Below are 2,255 nucleotides of genomic sequence, written 5' to 3'. Positions count from 1 at the left end.
CCGAAGAGGCTTCGGCAAGCCGGGGAGAATTCGATCAGCTTCAGGCAGAAAACGACCAGTTGAAGAAGGAACGTGACCAACTGATCGATCGCCTGGCGCGGCTGCAAGCGGAGTTTGAGAACGCGCGCAAGCGGGCGGACAAGGAGAAAGCCGATTTCAAAGACTTTGCCATTGGATCTGTCGTGGAACAGTTTCTTCCGGTACTGGACAACTTCGAACTGGCACTGAAATCGACCGGTTCCCTGGACCAATTGCGTACAGGTGTGGAACTGATTGTGAAGCAGATGGAAGAGATCCTGCGTGGACTGCAGGTTCAGCCCGTAGCGACGGTTGGCGAGGAGTTCGATCCGCGCCATCACGAAGCAATGGGCTCTGTGGAGCGCGAGGATCTGCCGGACCAGCACGTTGCGGAGGAGATTCGCCGGGGATATCGCCTGCGCGAGAAGTTGCTGCGGCCGGCACTGGTGCGCGTAGTATCCAACTCAAAACAGACGAGCGAGTGAACACGAATGCGCTCAATCTGCCGGCGTTCCCGGGATAGTGAGGCGGGGCGGCAAACAGGCGATGCGCGGGGTGAGACCCGTGCCTATATCGAGAAAAGGTTGCGAAGGGTTTGAATACCAGAGTGAGTAAAGCAGATTATTACGAGGTGCTGGGAGTATCGCGGGACGCCAGCGACCAGGAACTGAAGAGCGCGTATCGCAAACTCGCGCTCCAATTTCATCCGGATCGCAATCCGGGAAATCACGCTGCGGAAGAGAAGTTCAAAGAAGCGAGCGAAGCCTACCAGGTGCTGAGCGATGGCGACAAGCGCGCGGCCTACGACCGCTACGGTCATGCGGGAGTGAGCAACGGCGGGCCCGGTGGATTCGGGGGGTTCTCAGGCGCAGTCGATCTGGGCGACATTTTTGGCGACTTGTTCGGCGAGATGTTTAACATGGGCGGTGGGCAGCAGCGGAGTTCTCGACAAACCCGTGGCGACGACTTGCGCTTTGACCTCGCGATTGATTTTGAAGAGGCGATCTTCGGGGCGGAGAAGGAGATCAAGTACCGCCGCCTCGAGGCCTGCGAAACATGCAAGGGGACGGGGAGCGCTTCAGGGCGGGGTCCGTCTGTTTGTCCGCAATGCCATGGCCGTGGACAGATCCGCTACCAACAGGGATTCTTCTCAGTTGCGCGGACCTGCAGCACGTGTGCAGGGCGAGGATCAATCATCAGCGATCCCTGCCAGGTGTGCCGCGGGGAGACGCGGTTGACGAAGGAGATCAAGCTCACCGTTAAAGTGCCTCAAGGGGTGGAAGAGGGAACGCGCATCCGCTACACAGGCGAGGGCGACGTGGGCCGCGGAGGCGCGCAGAGCGGCGACCTGTATGTCGTGCTGGCGATTCGCAGGCATGACTTCTTCGAGCGCGAAGGGCAGAACCTGCACTGCGTTATTCCTATCAGCTTCCCGCAGGCGGCTCTTGGCGCTGATATCGAGATTCCTGGTGTTGACGGGCCAGTCATGCTGAAGATTCCGGAGGGCACGCAGAGCGGGAAGGAACTGCGCATTCGCGGAAAGGGCGTGCCCTATCTGAATGAGAAGGGACGGGGCGACCTGATCGTGAAGGTTGTGGTGCAGATCCCGAAGAAGCTGAACCGGGCACAACGCGATCTGATTACCGAACTGGGCAAATCGATGTCGGTGGAGAACAAGCCGACGTCGCCGGGGCTCCTGGACAAGATGAAGGATCTTTTCAGCTGAGGAAGCTCGCCCGGTGGTGCGAATGAATCGTTGTGCAAAGGAAAGATGCATTGATGCAAAACCCGGCCAACTGCCGGGTTTTCTGCATCGGTGAGGGGGTCCCGAGCGGAAACTGCTCGGTTCTTTCTTTGGCTGCGGCCGCATCCGTCGGGGACGCAGTGAAGTGTCACCGATGGCATGTCCAGGCAGCGAGCCTGCGGTTCAAATCGAATTTAATGAATGGTAAGGTAAAAGAACGATGGCGTTCCGCAATCTTCTACTTCGCTTCATGTTTGGGGGACTGCTGGCGATTTTGAGTCTTCTGGTGGCACGCTGGAAGATTTCAGGTAAGCTGGCGGAGTGGACTAAGCGTCAGATTGATCTGTATCTCATTGCGTTCTATGCTGCCTGCCACTTCCTGTTCTTTTTTGTTACGTTCTTTGTTCTCCATCAAAGGCCGTGGGCCGATTTGATTTTTGGCTACGTACCGGAGGCGCATGCGGTGATGCATGGCCTGTTTCCCTACCGGGAC

General features: G+C 57.9%; 3 protein-coding genes. All 3 read left to right on the top strand.

Features of this window, described 5'->3' with window-relative positions:
* On the top strand, nucleotides 1-503 hold a 503-nt coding region (locus WA354_RS07055), incomplete at its 5' end, for a nucleotide exchange factor GrpE (RefSeq protein WP_472812297.1).
* A gap of 122 nt (nucleotides 504-625) precedes the next feature.
* The gene (gene dnaJ, locus WA354_RS07050; protein ID WP_472812296.1) at nucleotides 626-1,744 is read left to right on the top strand and encodes a molecular chaperone DnaJ; all 1,119 of its coding nucleotides are present in this window, start codon (nucleotides 626-628) and stop codon (nucleotides 1,742-1,744) included.
* A 238-nt stretch (nucleotides 1,745-1,982) separates the two neighbouring features.
* Nucleotides 1,983-2,255 (top strand): hypothetical protein (locus WA354_RS07045; RefSeq protein ID WP_472812295.1); only part of this gene is annotated, 273 nt, incomplete at its 3' end.

The sequence above is a fragment of the Occallatibacter sp. genome, from assembly GCF_049802275.1.
In the GTDB taxonomy this organism is placed as follows: Bacteria; Acidobacteriota; Terriglobia; order Terriglobales; family Acidobacteriaceae; genus Telmatobacter.
The sequence above is the reverse complement of the archived record's forward strand: the minus strand, read 5'-3'. Positions and strand labels throughout refer to the sequence as shown.